The sequence below is a fragment of the Bariatricus sp. SGI.154 genome (genome assembly GCF_050313795.1).
Taxonomy (GTDB): domain Bacteria; phylum Bacillota; class Clostridia; order Lachnospirales; family Lachnospiraceae; genus CAMBRQ01.
Window position 1 is genome coordinate 1 of the sequence record NZ_JBNPMC010000083.1, and the last position, 1,257, is coordinate 1,257.

At 39.5% G+C, this 1,257-nt stretch carries 1 protein-coding gene; it reads right to left on the reverse strand.

Annotation, left to right across the window (positions count from 1 at the left end):
* Positions 1-159: 159 nt before the first annotated feature.
* On the reverse strand, positions 160-1,257 hold a 1,098-nt coding region (locus ACQRBN_RS17425; protein ID WP_427740362.1), incomplete at its 5' end, for an IS4 family transposase.

The following is a 1,257-nucleotide window of genomic DNA, read 5'->3' on the forward strand; positions in this document are numbered from 1 at the left end:
CAATGTCATTAAGTTAAGTATCAAAACATTGCTTAAGCCGGTCTTTTTTAACCGGGCGTACCGAAGTTGTATGCCCGGTTTGCCGTTCTTGTAGATTTGCACATGCTGAATGCTCCTTCTCTCCAAAGAAGGAGTAAAAACTCTTGTATTATTTTAAAATTATGCTAATCTATAATTGAATGGAACTGCATCTTTTCCGGGTGTTGTACGTTGATTTTTGCGATTGGGTCTTACCGGTAATAAGAACCGTTGTATTGTTTTTTCAATATCGTATAACACTTCGGAATCCAGATGCCTGAAAAAATTTTGGCTGATCCGAACCGCCTGTGTATAGTTGACTTGAAGCTTATACTTCAGGTCTTTTTCTTTTGGTTCCACCCTGTTTGCTATTAGCATACTAAAATTATACATCACCACTCTTGCAAAGACTTCCTGTAAGATGGAGTTTTCCTGTTTTGAATGAAATGCAATGATTCCCAAAACATATTTCAGTTCTCGGAAACCTGTTTCAATCCCCCAACGGCGTCGATAAATCTCTTTTAAATCTTCTATCGAAAACAGATCTTCGGGAAGGCTGGTCGCCAGACATTCATAGGTATCTTCTGTAAGCTGGAATCGAACGAGCCTTATCGTCATCTCATATCCGGAATCTTCATCTGTTCCAGAAAAATCAAATCTTTTTTTCTGGCTGATATATTTGTATTTTTCTGCCATGAGCTTGGTTGACAGGCTGTGCTGACGGGTAATAAACACACGTCGTGTAATGTCAAACTCTTCCTGGTCAGGCAGTTTCATTCCGGACAGGATTCCTGTGCTGTTCCTGTCTTTTATCCGGACAACATAATCGTACAGATTTTCTTCTACATGCGCAAAAAAGTTGTAATTCTCATAATTCCGGTCAGCAATCACAATCACTGGATAAGTATCCTTTATTCTGTCGACCAGCTTACATCCCGTTCCCGTTTCGTCTTTTTGAGACCCTGTTTCTACGATTACATCTACAAATATTTTGTTCATCACATCAAAAAGGCCATCTAAATGCATGGTGGAAACCTGCTTTTCTTCATTACAATTGTTTTCCTCTGGATTATATGGAATAGACAGGTTGCTGCCATCAATCGCAAGCAGCCGGTAATTTTTAAATAATCGCAGTTCCGATCTGACCCGGTCATTGAATTGATGGAACAGGAATTCGAGAGCAGAAAAACGCAATTTTTTTCTCTGCTGCACAAAAGAAGATACGGTAGGGAATCCTTC